Here is a 15,025-nt window from a genome sequence, read left to right on the forward strand (position 1 = left end):
ATCAGCCGAAACGGCCGCCGAAACATCAGGCGGAACGGCCGCCGAGATCTCAGGCGAAACGGGCCACCCGGACGCCGGAGAAGCCGGCGATGCTGCGGCGTGCCGCGCCGACGCCGCTCACGCCCTCGACGGTCACCTCGACGATGTCGGCGTCCGTGACGACCAGGGTCTCGCCGCCGGCCGGCATCCGCAGGATCAGCTCGCCGTTGTCGCGGACCTCGCCCCCGGTCGCGGTCAGACCGGTGGCGCCGCTGGTCAGATAGGGGTCGAGGTGGGGGTGGGGGGTGGCGAGCAGCGTCCGTGCCCGTACCGAAAGAACCCAGGGAAGGCTGAACGCCCCGGCCGGACCGGGCAGCTGGGCGAGCGCGCAGCGCCGCCCGGCAGCGTCCGCGAAGGTGACCACACGCCCGAGGCGGCCGCGCCCGAACACGCCCCGGGTCTGCGGCGTGAAGGTGCGGCCGTCGTAGTCACCCACCGCGTAGGAGGCGTCGGCGAGCAGCACCCACACGCCGTCGAGCGGGAACAGCTGCGGGCCGCGCGCGCCCTCCCGGGGTGTCAGCACCGACGGCGCGTCCCCGATCGGGACCTCCCCCGGGGTTCCGGTGCGGAACTGCTCCGGCAGCGGATCGGCGACCGGCTGCTCCCACCACAGCACCAGGTCGTCGGAGGTCGCCTGCCCCCAGCCGTCCGGCGTCTCGTAGAAGAGCTGGTAACGCCCGCCGGAGCGCACCACGCCGATGATCTCACCGGCCTCGCCGGCGCGCGGGGTGAAGTGCAACCGGGGCAAAGGCACACCGTCCATGTCTCTGCCTAGCACCAATTCTCCGATTCGTCCCCCGGGGCGTGTCACTTTCGCAGCAGCTGCGCGATTCCGGTCGGCGGGTGGCCGGTCAGGTCGGCGATGTGCGTGGTGACAGTGGCCAGCTCGCCGGCGGCGATCGCGAGGTAGGTGGAGACCCAGGCGTCGAGCTGCCAGCGCGGCGCGCCGTAGACCGCGCGCGACTCGTAGGCCTCCTCGACGGTCTCGTCGTGGTACCGCACGCCGAGAATCCCGGCGATCTCGGCGAGGCTGAGCGCTTCCGGCCCGGTCAGCTCGTAGGTCCGCCCGGCGTGCGCCGCCGGGTCCCGCAGCACCGCGACCGCCGCGTCCGCGATGTCGTCCTGCGCCACGGCGGCCACCCGCCCGTCGCCGGCCGGTCCGCGGATCACGCCGTCGGCCCCGGCCAGGTGCGGCAGGAAGTCGGCGTAGAGGTTGTCCCGCAGGAACGTCGCCGCGATCCCCCGCGCGCGGATGTGCTCCTCGGTCGCCCAGTGGTCGCGGGCCAGGGTGAACGTGGCGGCCGGGGACGCCCCGGCGAACGAGATGTAGACCAGATGTTCGACGGCGGCGTCAGCCGCGGCGTCGATGAACGTGTGATGCTGCTGGACCCGGTCCGGTGTCTCGGACGCCGACACCATCAGCACGGTCCGCACACCGTCCAGGGCCTTGCGCACGGCCGGCCCGTCGGCATAGGGCGCGACGACCGCGTCAGCGCCGGGCAGCCGCGGCGCCCGCGCCACGTCTCGCACGAGCAATCGCAGGGGTACGCCCAGGGCACTCAGCCGGTGAGCGATGCGGCCACCCAGCTGGCCCGTGGCGCCGGTGATCGCGATCGGTTCGGAACTCATGGGTCCATCCTGCCGGGACGGAAGGGTGGTCCGCCCCGGCAGGAGGAGATTTCCTGGTGCTGCTTCTCTGGTGCTGCTTCTCTGGTGCTGCTTCTCTGGGTGCTGCTTTTTCTAGCGTGCGTAGGCCTGGAACTCGGCGATGCGCACGTTGAGCGCCTGCGGGCTGGCCGTCGCGCAGTCCGTGTTGGCCCGCGGGTCGGCGTCCTGCTCACCGGCGTAGTCCGGGCCGCCCGTGCACTGGTTGGTGACGACCTCGATCCGCAGGTGGGTGGCCGTCGTGTCCGGGATGTCGAACTCCCGGACGATCACCTCCGGGGCCCGCGGGCGGGGCTGGCCGGACGGGAACGCGTCCCGCTTGCTGACGTAGACGGTCCGGAAGTCGGCCGCGTCCGCACAGTCCGTCGTGGCCGACGCCGTGCAGCCGAGAACCTTGAACTGCCGCAGCGCCGAGTACCGGTTCTGCGCCAGCGGGTCCGGGTCACCGGCGATCGCCGGGCGCAGCATCGCACTGACCTGCACCCGCTCGACCCGCTGCCGGTCACCGGCCAGGTCGACGGTGACACCCTTGCCGGCCACCGGGGCGTTCAGCGACGCCCAGTTGGTCGCCTCGGTGTCGTCGATCAGCGCGGCCAGGTTCACGCCGTCACCGGTCGCCGTCGCGCCGTTCGCGCCGGAGGTAAGGTTGGTCGGCAGTTTCACGGTCAGCGTCCGGTCCTGCCCGGACCGGAAGTCCGTGGGCCGGACCCGGGCTTCGCCGTGACCGGGCGCCTGGGCGATGAACGAGTACCGGCCGGCGACCAGGTCGACGGTGTCCGGCAGCGCGGTGGCCGGGTCGGTGTCGGCGACCGGGACCGCGCGGGCCTGGAAGTCACCGACGAACAGCTTGGCACCCGCCACGACCTTGCCGTTCTCGTCCAGCGGACGGAACTTCACTGTCGCCTCGTTCGCGTACGGCGAGGTGAAGCCGGGACGCGGGTCGGCGTCGCCGGGCCCGTTGCTCAGCGCCGCCTCACCGAGGCCACGCTTCGCGAACGCGTTCCAGATCAGGTCCTGGTTGGCGCCGCCGAACCGCAGCTGGTCCGCGGCGATCAGCGCGTCACGGGCGTCGACCTGGCTGTTGGCGCTGTTCGCCAGCAGCAGGAATGAGTCGAACACCAGCTGGATCCAGCGCCGGTTGCCCGGGCACTTGGTGACCGCGACCTTGCCGTTGGCGCAGGCCTTCTGCAGGGCCGCGTTGCCGGCGCCGTACCGCTTCATCAGCGCGGCGCGGATGTCGAAGTTCGCGGCGCTCCACACCTCGCCCGACGCGTGCACCTGCAGCCCGACGAAGTCGTAGTCGACGTGGCTGTAGTTGAGCGGGCTGCGGCTCATGTTGAAGTTGCGGATGCCCGCCGTGGCGTCGCCGGTCACGTACTCGCCGACCGTGTAGTCCTTCGAGTAACCGTGCTCGTACAGGTACTCGATCGAGAGCAGGTCGGACCAGCTCTCGCTCATGCCCTGCGGCGAGCTGAGGCCCGCGTTCGGCCCGGCGATCATGCGGTTGGTGATGGCGTGCGTGTACTCGTGGGCGATCACCGACATGTCGTAGTCGCCGTCGACGCACTCACCGTAGAATGCGCCGGCGATCGGCTGCCACAGGTACATGTTCGTGATCGGCGCCTCGCCGTCCGGCGGGGTGATCTGGTTGGCGTTGTTGCGGGCCGCGAAGTCCGGCGGTCCGCCGCTGATCCCACCGGCCTGCGCGTTGCCCTGCTCGTAGTCGTTGCCGAGCCCGGCGCCGGTGAAGTTCTCGGCCTGCATGTTCCAGGTCTCCTCGGTGAAGCCGAGGTGGTACGACCAGTCGTGCATCCGGTTGTGCATGGCGAACAGGTTCGCCCGGGCCGCGTCGATGTCGTTGCGGGCCGGCGTCTCGAACACGGTCGGCGCGCACTTCTCCTCGTACCACTGGTTGGTCCAGGGGTACTGGTACTCGCGGGTCGGGCTCGGGGTGGCGGTCTCGGTGCCGACCGTGAACGGGTCGCTGGAGTTCCAGTTGTGCACCGCGATCGCGTTGTTGCCGCGAGTCGTGAACGTCGGCTGATCGGTGGCCGGGTCGACGTCCCAGCCGAGCGGCGACGCCGGGTTGCCGACGGCCTCGTCACAGCGCCGGGACGGCTGCTGGCACCAGGTCCGGCGGGTGTCCGCCGACGAGTAGCTGGTGGGCGGCGAGTCCGGGAAGACGTCCCACTCCGGGTTGTCGCTGTCCGCGTCGACGATGCTCTCGCTGACCAGCACGCCGCCGTCGCGGGCGTCGACCCAGGTGGTGAACGCGACCGGGTCCGCGCCGTTCAGGTCCTCGCCGAGAGTGACCTGGTAGGCGGCCCGGGCGCCCTGCTCCGGGGTGGGCACCGCGACGAGCTGGGTGGCGAGCACGGTCGGGCTGGTGAGACCGGCGTCCTGCGCGGCGATCCGCTCGGCGTCGGCCTTGGTGAGGGTGGCGGGCGCGGGCGCCGCCGCGTCCCGGGCCAGGGACGAGGTGACATGCCACACCTTGCCGTCACGCAGGCCCACCGAGAGCAGGCCGTCACGACCGGCGACCAGGTCACCGAAGCGCTGCCGGAAGATCACGACGGCGCCTTCGCCGAGCGGCGCGTCGGCGAGCACCTCGAGGGCGTCCGCTCCGCGCTCGGTGAGTCCCAGCACGTCGAGGTTCTGTGAGACGTACGCCCGGGCGGCCGCGACCGGCTCCGCGGGCAGACCGGAGGCCAGCGGCTCCGCCGTGGCGGTCAGCGCGGCCGGGGTGCCGAGAGTGTTCCAGCGCGCCACCGCACCGAGATCGGCGGCGTCGCGGCGCTGCTGCGCGGTCGGGGCGACCCGGCCGCTGCGGTTGTCGACGGAATGCTCATGATCATGATCCTGGTCGTGCACCCGGGCGGCCCGGGCTGGCTCGGCGGGCGCCGCGTTCCCCGCGGACGCGGGAGCGAGCACGACGAGCGTGGCTGCGACTAATGCTGTGGTGGATGCCGCCGACGCACGGGATGGTGTGCGCACGGTACCTCCTCTGTGGACGGCCTTTACCGACCACTGCATCCGATCAGTCGAACGGCCCGCGCGACATGGGCCGAACATCCACAATCGAAGTCGATCAATTGCACATCCATCGATGCCTTCCGGTCCAGCCGCCGGGCCGGGGCACGGCGCGGGCAGGGGCGCGGGCAGCGGCGCGGGCAGCGGCGCGGGCAGCGGCGCGGGCAGCGGCGCGGGCAGCGGCGCAGGCCCTGCGGCCGAGCCGTAGCTGGCGCAGGCAAACGCGCTTGATCACATGCCTGAGCTACGGCTCGCCGGCCCCGGCCGTAGCTGGCGCAAGTAGACGCGCTTGATCACATGCCTGAGCTACGGCTCGCCGGCTCCGGCCGTAGCTGGCGCAGGCAAACGCGCTTGATCACATGCCTGAGCTACGGCTCGCGGGCCCCGGCCGTAGCTGGCGCAGGCAAACGCACTTGATCACATGCCTGAGCTACGGCTCGCGAGCCCCGGCCGTAGCTGGCGCAAGTCTCGTGGCAAGGCTCGTTTGGCCCCGGACCGCGTCCCGGCCCTCGCCGAGCCCATGCGGCGTCACGATGGGTCACCGAAATGGCCGGAGCGCTGCTGCTTCTCGGAATCCTGTGGATCCTGGAGCGTCCACGGACTTCCGCGAAGCGCCGCCTTTACCCCGAACGCCGGCACACCGAGTGACAATCACGGACGCTGACAGGCGGCCGCTCGCACGCGCTGACCCGAACTCCACACGCTCACAGCGCTCAGGGGTGGGATGCCGCCCACCGGGGCGGGATCATGGCAGATCGTGTCCCGGGGGCCGCAACTTGCCTAGATCTGCTTCGGTGGCGGTTGTACACGACGACGACCAGGTTGTTCGCGGCGCGACCGGTTTTTAGTGCGGGCGGCAGGGTGTGCGCGGGGCGCTTGTGCACGGCGCGGCCGGGTGTGCACGGCGCGGCCGCGTGGCACGGCGCGACCGGGCGGCGCTGACACGGCACGGCCGAGCGGTGCTGACGCGGCACGGCCGAGCGGCGCTGACGCCCCGCCCCGCCGCCGGAACGGGTCGGCGGCGGGGCGGGGCAGAGCGGGCGGGGCGGGGCGGGTAGGGCGGGGCAGAGCGGGCGGGGCGGGGCGGGTGCGTCAGCTGACTGGTTCGAGTTCGCGCTCGGGCTGGCTTTGCTTCGGGTGGCGCTGCTGCATCCGGCGTTCGCGGCGGCTCTCCACCAGCGTGTAGAGGGTGGGGATCAGCACCAGCGTGAGCAACGTGGAGCTCACCAGGCCGCCGATGACCACGACCGCCAGCGGCTGGGAGATGAAGCCGCCGGAGCCGGTGATGCCGAGCGCCATCGGGATCAGCGCGAAGATGGTGGCCAGCGCGGTCATCAAGATCGGCCGGAGGCGGCGCAGGCCGCCCTCGACGACCGCCTCGGTGACGGTCATGCCGCGTTCCCGGTACTGGTTGATCAGGTCCATCAGCACGATCGCGTTGGTGACCACGATGCCGATCAGCATGAGGATGCCGATCAGGGCGGCCACGCCCATCGGGGTGCCGGTGACGAGCAACAGCGCGACCGCGCCGACGAACGCGAACGGGATCGAGACCAGCAGGATCAGGGTCTGCCGGATGCTGCGGAACACCGCGACCAGGATCAGGAAGACCAGCGCGATGGCCGCGACGATCGCGAGGAAGAGCTGGCCGAACGCCTCGTCCTGCTGCGCCGTGACGCCACCGGTCTCATACGACGCGCCGGCCGGCAGGGTCAGCGCGTCGAGCGCCTCCTGCACGGCAGCGCCGGCCGCGCCGGTGTCGTCGCCGGCGGGCGTGGCGGTGACCGTGTTCGTCCGGGCGCCGTCGGTGCGGACCCGCTGGACCGGGCCGTCGACCTGGCTCACCGTGGCCACCTTGTCGAGCCGCACCGGGCCGCTCTCGGTCGTCACGGTCAGCGCCTTCACCTCGGCGAGGCTGTCCGGCGCCGTCGCGGCGGTCTTCACCACCACGTCGTTCGCCCCGGCCCGGCTGGTCGTGACGCCCTGCACGGCGGTGCGCAGCGTGGACACGATCGTCTGGTCGCTGACGCCCCACCGCGCGGCTGCCTCGCCCTTGGGCACGATGCTGATCTGCGGCGCGCTGGCGCTCAGGTCGCTGGTCACGCCGGTGACCTCGCTGACCCCGGCGAGGGCTTTCGCCACCTGCTCGGTGGCGGCGGTCAGGGTGGCGTCGTCGCCGGCCCGCACCGAGACCTCGATGTCGGTGCCGCCGAGGCCGGCGCCGCCGGAGCCGAACGTCAGGTCGTCGAAACCGGCGAGCGCCTCCTCGACCGCGGAGGCCTCGGCGCCCTCGGCGAGGTGCACCGTGTAGGAGACGGTGTTCGCGCCGCCGCCACCGCCGAGGAAGCCACCGGAGGAACCGATCACCACCTGGTACGACGTCACAGCGTCCAGCCCGGACAGCACGGTCTCCACTCTCTGGGCGGCCGCGTCGGTCCGCTCCAGGTCGGCGCCCGGCGGCAGCTCCTGGCTGATGCTCACGCTCTCCTCGCCGGAGTCGCCGAGGAAGCTGGTCTTCAGCGCGCCCGCCATGCCGGCCGTCGCCACCAGCAGCAGCACCGCGCCCGCGAGGACCGTCTTACGGCGCCGCACCGACCACGCGATCACCGGCAGGTAGAGCCGGGGCAGGAAGCCCTGCCGCTCCTCGGCCTCGACCTGCTCGCGGGAGACGTTCCGCGGTGCCGGGAGGAACCAGTAGGCGAGCACCGGCACGATCGTCAGCGACACCACGAGCGACGCCACCATCGCCACCGTCACGGTGATCGAGAAGGGCCCGAACAGCTCGCCGACGAAGCCGCTCACGAACGCGACGGGCAGGAACACGGCCACGGTGGTCAGCGTGGACGAGGTGACCGCCGAGGACACCTCACGCACGGCGGTCAGGATCGCGTGGCGACGGTCCTCCCCGTACCCCAGGTGGCGTTTGATGTTCTCCAGGACGACGATCGAGTCGTCGACGACCCGGCCGACCGCGATGGTGAGGCCGCCGAGCGTGAGAATGTTCAGCGAGTAGTCCTGGGTCCAGAGCGCCGTCAGCGCGATCAGCAGCGACACCGGGATGGAGACGGCGGTGACGAGCGTGGACCGCGCGGAGCGCAGGAACACCAGGATCACCACGATCGCCATCAGCAGGCCGAGCGCGCCCTCCTCGAGCAGCCCGTTCACCGACTCGCGCACCTGCGGGCCGCTGTCCGACACCACCGTCAGCCGCGCGCCGTCACCGAGCCGGGTCGCCAGCTCGGCGAGCTGATCGGTCACGTCGCTGGAGATCGACGCCGCGCTGCCGCCGTGGTCCATCGTGATCGACACGCCGAGGCTGGGCCGGCCGTCGGTCCGCGTGATCGACGTCCGCGGCGCATCCTCGAGGGTGACGGTCGCGACGTCCTTGAGCTGCACCGGGCCGGGCAGCCAGAGGTTGCGCACCTGGTCCACCGAGGTGACCGCGGCGCCGACCGCGAGGCTCAGGTCCGTGCCGCCGGCGGTGATCGACCCGGCCGACTGGGTGCCGCCGAGCCCGCTGAGCGCGGTGATGACGGCCTGCGCCTGCGCCGGTTTCTCCGGCGTGACCGTGATGATCTGGTCCCGCGTGCCGGAGACGGACACCTCGTTCACCCCGTCGACGGCCTGCAGCGCGGGCACCACCTCGCTGCGCAGTCTCGCGGCGAGCGCGCGCTGGTCGCCGTCCGCCGTGGCGGCCAGCACCATCGTCGGCATGTCGCCGGTGCTGCCGGTCATCACCTGCGGGTCGACGTCGGCCGGCAGCTGCCGCGAGATCTTGGAGACGGCCTGCTCGATGTCGCCGGCGGCGTCGCCGATCTCGGTGCCGAACGCGAACGACAGCAGCACCACGGCGGAGCCCTGCGTCGACGTGGAGGTCATGCTCTCCACCCCGTCGAGGCCCTGCACGGCGTCCTCGATCGGCCGGGTGACCTGCTCCTCGACGACCTCGGGGGCGGCGCCCGGATAGGACGCGACGACCGTCACGGCGGGGAACGAAAGGTCGGGCAGCAGCTGCTGTTTCAGCGACGACGTCGCATAGACGCCGAGGGCGACCAGCAGCACGGTGACCAGAGCCACCAGCTTCCGGTTCGTGAGACTGATCCGGGACAACAAGGACACCAGGGACCCCGTTCGGGCGACGAGAAGTGAGCGCGCCCAGTCTGGTCCCGGCGGGTCGCCCGGCGCGTCCTCCAGCGGAGGGCCGTTCGGCTACTCCAACCGCAGTAGAAACGCCTCGGCTCCTACCGCAGCCGGATCACTTGCCGGGGCGGACCAGCCCGCTCTGGTACGCCACGACCACGAGCTGTGCCCGATCCCGGACACCCAGTTTCGCCATCGCCCGGTTCACGTGCGTCTTCGCCGTCAGCGGCGACAGGAACAGCCGCTCGCCGATCTCGTCGTTGGAGAGGCCGTGCGCCACCAGGACGAGCACCTCGCGTTCCCGCTGGGTGAGCTCGGCGAGTTTCTCCGCGGACGGCGGCGGGCCGGTCTCCGGCTGGCTGAGCAGATGATCGAGCAGTCCGCGCGTGGCTTTCGGGGAGAGCATCGCCTCACCGGCGGCGACCGCGCGGACCGCGCTGATCAGGTCGTCCGGACCGACCCCCTTGCCGAGGAACCCGCTGGCGCCGGCGCGCAGGGCGAGCATCACGTTGTCGTCCTGCTCGAACGTGGTGAGCACGAGAACACGTACCCCGGCGAGGTCGTCGTCCGCGGCGATGAGCCGCGTCGCCTCGATCCCGTCCACGCCCGGCATGCGAATGTCCATCAGCACCACGTCGGCGCGCTGGGTCCGGGCGAGCTCCACCGCCTCCCGGCCGTCCACCGCCTCACCGACGATCTCCAGGTCGGGCTCGGAGTCGAGGATCATCCGGTAGCCGGCCCGGATCAGCGGCTGGTCGTCGGCGAGCAGGACACGGATGGTCATCGTCGTTCCTCGATGGGTGCGGTTGGTCAGGGAGTCGGTGCTGGTAGGTGAGCCCGGACGGTGAAGCGGCCGTCCGGCTGCGCGGAGGCGTGAAAGGTCCCGTCCGCGGCGGCGGCGCGCTCCCGCATGCCGACGATGCCGTACCCCGAGCCGCCGCCGTCGTGGCCCGTCCCGGCGGTGTTGACGATCTCGACGGACACCGCCTCGGCGGTGTAGGTGACGGTCAGCGTGGCCTCCCCGTCGCCGTGCTTGTGCGCGTTGGTCAGCGCCTCCTGCACGATCCGGAAGGCGGCCAGGTCGACCACGGCGGGCAGCTCCCGCTCATGCCCGGAGAAGGTGACGGCGACCCGAAGCCCGGCCGCCGCCATGGCCTCCAGCAGCTGTGGCAGGCGGGCCAGCCCGCGGGTCGGCTCGATCGAGTCCGGGTCGTCGGACTGGCGCAGCACGCCGACCACCGAGCCCAGCTCCTTGAGCACGTTGTCACCCGCCTGCCGGATGTGGTCGAGAGCCGGTTTGACCTGGTCCGGGCGGCGGTCGACCAGATGCGAGGCGGCCGCCGCCTGCACGTTGATCACGGCGATGTGGTGGGCGACCACGTCGTGCAGCTCGCGGGCGATCCGCAGGCGTTCCTGGATGACCCGGCGCCGCGCTTCCTCCTCGCGGGTCTGCTCGGCGCGCCGGGCCCGCTCCTCCACCTCGGCGAGGTAGGCCCGCCGGTTGCGGGCGGCGTCACCGAACGCCGTCGCCATCGCCAGGAACGTCAGCACCGGAACCGTCACGCCGGTGATCAGCGAGAAGTGCCCGGAGAGCGCGTCGCCCAGGTAGAGCGCCACCCCGCACCCGGCGACGAGCGTCAGCGCCGCCCGGCGCGGGGTGTGCAGGGCCACCGTGTACGCCGCCACACCCACCGCGACGATCAGGAGCGGATGACGGGCGCCGGTGAGCACCGTGTACCAGATCATCGCGGCGGTGACGGCGACCAGCACCGCCCGCGGCCACCGGCTCCGCAGCAGGACCGCGACGAACGTGATGACCAGGCCGGTGACCAGGGAGACGGTGAGCGGCTCCCGCGCCTCGTCGCGCATGGACCCGGCCAGATAGCCGGCCAGCGGGACACCGACCAGGACGACGGCGAACAGCAGGTCAGCGGCGAACGGGTGCGCTGTGACGAACCGGCGGATCGGGCCGGACCGGGTCCCCGCCACGATCATGCGCTTCAGGTTAGTGAGCAGGGCCCGGTCCGGCGTCGTCTTCCTGCGGTATATCCGTCAGGCCGCCCGGTCCAGGCGGGCGCGCTGCTCGGCGGTGAGCACCACGTCCCGGGCGCCCATCGCCTCGGCGACCTGGGCGGCCGTGGTGACCCCGACGATCGGGAGGATCGGCAGCGGGCCACCGGCCAGCCAGGAGAGCACCACCTGGTTACGGGTGGCGCCGGTCTCGGCGGCCACCTCGTCGAGGACGGTGAGGCGGCGGGCCGTACCCGGATGGTCGTAAGCGTCCGGGAGCGGGCGGTCCGCACGGGTGTAGCCGCCGTCGAGCAGGGTGTTGTAGGCCCAGAGCGAGACGTCGTCGTGGCTGCGCAGGTAGTCGAACGTCTCGGCGGTGGCGTGCACGTGGCCGCTCTGCGGGAGGGCGACGCCGGGCAGCGGCTGCAGGTAGGACCACCGGAGCTGAACAGCGCTGTATCCGGCGACATCCAGAGAAGCAGCGATGTTTCGTGCCTGCTCGACCCGCCACGTCGGGTGGTTCGACACCCCCAGACGAGCAGCCCGCCCGTCCGCAACGAACCCGCCGAGCGTCGTCACGGTCTCCTCCAGCGGAACCGACCGGTCCTCGATGTGCGCCCAGTACAACTCCACCCGATCCGTCTGCAGCCGCTCCAGGCTCCCGGCGAACGCGGCGGTCAGCGCCCCCGCCGACAACCCGTCCGGATTGTCGGGGAACCCCATCGCACCGCCCTTGGTGCTGATCCGGACGCGGTCGCGGACGCCCGGCCGCTTGGACAGCCATCGACCGATCACCGTCTCGCTCTGCCCGCCCCGCCCGCTCGGGTGCATCCAGAACGCGTAGTTGTCGGCGGTGTCGATCCATTCGCCGCCGAGGTCCAGATACTGGTCAAGAAGGTCAAATGATTGTGCCTCGTCGATGCGGGTACCGAACGCCAGGGCCCCGAGAACAATTGTCATGTCCGATACCCTGTCGCCTGGAGCGCGCTCCAGGTCAAGACGTGATCACGGGGAGGATCGAGGAATGCCGTACACGCCAGGCGAGGCCGCCGGCCGGATCGGGGTCAGCATCGACACGATCCGCTACTACGAGAAGATCGGCCTGATGAACGGGGTCGAGCGCGACTCCGTCGGCCGCCGGGTCTTCTCCGAGCACGACCTCTCCCGGCTCGGCCTGCTGCGCTGCCTGCGCGACTCCGGCATGCCGATCGCGCGCCTGCGGCGGTTCGCCGAGCTCCTGGAGGGCGGCGACGAGACGGCGGGGCAGCGCACCGCGCTGCTCGAGGAGCACGATCGCGAGATCGACGAGAAGGTCGCCCAGCTGCGACTCGAACAGAAACGAGTACGGGAGAAGATCGCGTGGTACCGGTCGGTAGCGGAACACTGACGTACGTCAAGAGCATCACGTTCGACTTTCCCGGGGCCCCGGCCGCGGCCCGGTACTGGGCGGCGCTCGGCGAGGACCTGGAGGGCGACACGAACGCCGTGGTGGCCCGGCTCAGCGCGCTCGGCGCCACAGTGGTGACGCCGGGCGCGCTGACCGTGCTGGCCGACCCGGAGGGCAACGTGTTCTGCGTGGAGACCTAATACCGGCAGCGCAGCACGGCGAGGCTGTGCCGCATCACGTTGACCTGACTGCCGGCCTTGGCGGTCCGCCGGCGGCCGGCCAGCAGCGGATCAGCCGTGTTCGCGACGACCTCCCAGGTACGCCCGTAATCCCGCCCCGGCAGCGTGAACGCCACGTCCTCGTCGAGCGGGTTGAAGAGCAGCAGGAACGAATCGTCCTTGATCTCCTCGCCGAGCGCGTCCCGCTCCGGGATCCCGTTCCCGTTGAGGAACACCGTCATGGTCATCCCGCTGCGGGTGTTCCAGTCCGCCTCGGTCATCACCTCGCCGTCGCGGCGCAGCCAGGCGATGTCCGGCAGCTTGGAGTCGCCGGCCGGCTCGCCGGTGAAGAACCGCCGGCGCCGGAAGATCGGGTGTTCGGCCCGCAGCTCGAGGAGCCGGCGGACGAACCCGGTCAGCACGTCGAAGTTGCGGGAGTCCTTCCAGTCCACCCAGGAGAGCGGGCCGTCCTGGCAGTAGACGTTGTTGTTGCCCTGCTGGGTACGACCCAGCTCGTCGCCGTGCGCGATCATCGGCACGCCCTGGCTGAGCAGCAGCGTCGCCAGGAAGTTGCGCTTCTGCCGCTCCCGCAGTGTGACGATGTCGGCGTCGTCGGTGGGACCCTCGACGCCGCAGTTCCAGGAGCGGTTGTGGCTCTCGCCGTCCCGGTTGCCCTCGCCGTTCTCCTCGTTGTGCTTCTCGTTGTACGACACCAGGTCGTGCAGCGTGAACCCGTCGTGCGCCGTCACGAAGTTGATCGACGCGATGGGCCGCCGGCCGTCGTCCTGGTAGAGGTCGGAGCTGCCGGTGAAGCGGGACGCGAACTCGCCGAGGCTCCACTGGTCGCCGCGCCAGAAGTCGCGCACCGAGTCGCGGTACTTGCCGTTCCACTCGGTCCAGTTCGGTGGGAAGCCGCCGACCTGGTACCCGCCGTCGCCGACGTCCCACGGCTCGGCGATCAGCTTCACCTGTGAGACCACCGGGTCCTGGTTGACCAGGTCGAAGAAGGCGGCGAGACGGTCCACCTCGTGGAACTCGCGGGCCAGCGCGGCGGCCAGGTCGAACCGGAAGCCGTCGACGTGCATCTCGGTCACCCAGTACCGCAGCGAGTCCATGATCAGTCGCAGCGACTCGTGGTGGCGGACGTTGAGGCTGTTACCCGTACCCGTGGTGTCGTAGTAATACGATTTGTCCTGGTCGACCAATCGATAGTAGGCCGGGTTGTCGATGCCCCGGAAGGACAGCGTCGGACCGAGATGGTTGCCCTCGGCCGTGTGGTTGTAGACCACGTCCAGGATGACCTCCATGCCGGCCGCGTGCAGCGCCTTCACCATGGCCTTGAACTCCTGGACCTGCCCGCCCCGGCCGCCGAACGAGGAATAGCCGTTGTGCGGGGCGAAGAAGCCAATCGTGTTGTAACCCCAGTAGTTGGTCAGACCGCGTTCGATCAGCCCGCTGTCGTGCACGAACTGATGCACCGGCATGAGCTCGACCGCTGTCACCCCGAGGCTCTTCAAGTACTTGATCATCGCGGGGTGGGCGATGCCGGAGTAGGTGCCCTTCACGTCGTCGGGGATGTCCGGGTGCTGGACCGTCATCCCCTTCGCGTGCGCCTCGTAGATCACCGTCTCCCACATCGGGATCTTCAGCGGCTTGTCGTTGCCCCAGTCGAAGAACGGGTTGATCACCACGGACCTCGCGGCGAACGGCGCGGAATCGGCGTCGTTGTACGAGTTCGGGTCACCGAAGTTGTACGAGAACAGCGCCTGATCCCACCGGAAGTCCCCGTCGATCGCCTTCGCGTACGGGTCGAGGAGCAGTTTCGACGGATTGCACCGCAGACCCCGCGACGGATCGTAGGGCCCGTGCACCCGGTAGCCGTACCGCTGCCCCGGCACCACCCGCGGCAGGTAGCCGTGCCAGACCAGCGCCTCACGTTCCGGCAGGTCAACCCGTGTCTCCGTGCCGTCGTCGTCGAAGAGGCAGAGCTCGACGCGCGTCGCCGCCTCGGAGAAGATGGCGAAGTTCGTGCCGCCGCCGTCATATGTCGCACCCAGCGGATAAGGGTTGCCAGGCCAGATTTTCATGCGCCCACGATGCCCAAAAATTGTGGCGGGGAAAACAACCGCCGATGTGACCAACATCCTGCGGGTAGAACTACCGGCGCGCCACGCCGCTACCTCATCCTCGATCACCAACACCGCCGTCTCCGGCATGCCCCGCGCCCAGGCCGGCGTGGCGGCCGCGATCGCCTCCACCAGCCGCCAGGTCGGCAGCGCCCTCGGCGTGGCGGTCATCGGCGCGGTCGTCGCCTCCGGCGGCACACCCACCGGTGGGCACGCCGGCTGGTGGATCCTGTGCGGGCTGGGCCTGGCGGTGCTTGCGCTGGGTCGCTTCAGCACAGGCCGCTGGGCGCAGGCCACCAAAGAGCGAGGGTACGCGGAGAGCGTCCCCGCTTGACCAGGATCGGTCCTCCCCGTCCCGCTCCCCCGGCATAGCGAGCACCGCCGCCGGGCCGCCCTCGTCATGACGGACA

General features: G+C 71.0%; 11 protein-coding genes. 3 read left to right on the top strand and 8 right to left on the bottom strand.

Annotated features, from left to right (window positions below; genetic code table 11):
• Nucleotides 1-49 precede the first annotated feature (49 nt).
• From AB0F72_RS26450 to AB0F72_RS26480, 7 genes are all read right to left on the bottom strand, one after another.
• Nucleotides 50-802, bottom strand: a complete 753-nt coding sequence (locus tag AB0F72_RS26450; RefSeq protein ID WP_360436178.1) for a hypothetical protein — start codon at nucleotides 800-802, stop codon at nucleotides 50-52.
• Between the two features lie 44 nt (nucleotides 803-846).
• On the bottom strand, nucleotides 847-1,668 hold the full coding sequence (locus tag AB0F72_RS26455; protein ID WP_360436180.1) for an SDR family oxidoreductase: 822 nt from the start codon (nucleotides 1,666-1,668) through the stop codon (nucleotides 847-849).
• A gap of 111 nt (nucleotides 1,669-1,779) precedes the next feature.
• Entirely contained in the window at nucleotides 1,780-4,698 is a 2,919-nt protein-coding gene (locus tag AB0F72_RS26460) for a M36 family metallopeptidase (protein WP_360436182.1), read from the bottom strand.
• A gap of 1,128 nt (nucleotides 4,699-5,826) precedes the next feature.
• The gene (locus AB0F72_RS26465; protein ID WP_360436184.1) at nucleotides 5,827-8,853 is read right to left on the bottom strand and encodes an efflux RND transporter permease subunit; all 3,027 of its coding nucleotides are present in this window, start codon (nucleotides 8,851-8,853) and stop codon (nucleotides 5,827-5,829) included.
• A 136-nt stretch (nucleotides 8,854-8,989) separates the two neighbouring features.
• Nucleotides 8,990-9,658 carry a response regulator transcription factor gene (locus tag AB0F72_RS26470; protein ID WP_360436186.1) on the bottom strand — a complete coding sequence of 223 codons (669 nt, stop codon included), beginning with the start codon at nucleotides 9,656-9,658 and terminating at the stop codon, nucleotides 8,990-8,992.
• A 26-nt stretch (nucleotides 9,659-9,684) separates the two neighbouring features.
• Nucleotides 9,685-10,869: a histidine kinase gene (locus AB0F72_RS26475; RefSeq protein WP_360436188.1), complete on the bottom strand. Its 1,185-nt coding sequence runs from the start codon at nucleotides 10,867-10,869 to the stop codon at nucleotides 9,685-9,687.
• Between the two features lie 57 nt (nucleotides 10,870-10,926).
• The gene (locus AB0F72_RS26480) at nucleotides 10,927-11,844 is read right to left on the bottom strand and encodes an aldo/keto reductase (protein WP_360436190.1); all 918 of its coding nucleotides are present in this window, start codon (nucleotides 11,842-11,844) and stop codon (nucleotides 10,927-10,929) included.
• A 64-nt stretch (nucleotides 11,845-11,908) separates the two neighbouring features.
• On the opposite strand from AB0F72_RS26480, the gene AB0F72_RS26485 reads away from it, so the two are divergent.
• A complete protein-coding gene (locus AB0F72_RS26485) occupies nucleotides 11,909-12,271 on the top strand; it encodes a MerR family transcriptional regulator (RefSeq protein ID WP_360436191.1) in 363 nt (120 codons plus the stop codon).
• Complete coding sequence (locus AB0F72_RS26490) at nucleotides 12,244-12,471, top strand: VOC family protein (protein WP_360436193.1); 228 nt, start codon at nucleotides 12,244-12,246, stop codon at nucleotides 12,469-12,471. Before AB0F72_RS26485 ends, AB0F72_RS26490 begins: the two co-directional genes overlap by 28 nt.
• Here the strand turns inward: AB0F72_RS26490 and glgX are convergent.
• Nucleotides 12,468-14,576 carry a glycogen debranching protein GlgX gene (gene glgX / locus AB0F72_RS26495; protein WP_360436195.1) on the bottom strand — a complete coding sequence of 703 codons (2,109 nt, stop codon included), beginning with the start codon at nucleotides 14,574-14,576 and terminating at the stop codon, nucleotides 12,468-12,470. The genes AB0F72_RS26490 and glgX overlap by 4 nt on opposite strands.
• A gap of 46 nt (nucleotides 14,577-14,622) precedes the next feature.
• Here glgX and AB0F72_RS26500 point away from each other — a divergent pair, with 46 nt between their 5' ends.
• Complete coding sequence (locus tag AB0F72_RS26500; protein WP_360436197.1) at nucleotides 14,623-14,949, top strand: hypothetical protein; 327 nt, start codon at nucleotides 14,623-14,625, stop codon at nucleotides 14,947-14,949.
• Nucleotides 14,950-15,025: the final 76 nt, after the last annotated feature.

The sequence above is a fragment of the Actinoplanes sp. NPDC023936 genome (genome assembly GCF_040639325.1).
Lineage (GTDB): Bacteria > Actinomycetota > Actinomycetes > Mycobacteriales > Micromonosporaceae > Actinoplanes.